1 pseudogene is annotated in these 261 nt (G+C 36.4%); it reads right to left on the bottom strand.

What is annotated here, in order from left to right:
• Positions 1–261 (bottom strand): annotated as a pseudogene (locus SB772_RS42435) (hypothetical protein); the annotation flags it as partial.

Here is a 261-nt window from a genome sequence, read left to right as displayed (position 1 = left end):
ACTTTCAATTGCGAATACTCTTCCAATTTTAGACGTACTTATTCCCATTAGCATGTATAACCCGGTTTCTTTTTGACGTTGTTTTAAAAAGAATCCATTGGCATGCCACATAAAAAAGACCACTGTGCAAATTAGAACAAAGCCAGATGTTGCACTTGCCACTACAGCTGATTGAAACCTGTCAGTTAATTGGACAAACACTTCATTGTACTGTATAGCAGTAAAATTGTAGTAAGTTGCCACAGTTACAACTAAAACCTC

It is taken from the genome of Paraburkholderia sp. SIMBA_030, assembly GCF_046535245.1.
Lineage (GTDB): Bacteria > Pseudomonadota > Gammaproteobacteria > Burkholderiales > Burkholderiaceae > Paraburkholderia.
This window is presented reverse-complemented; position numbering and strand designations above follow the sequence as displayed.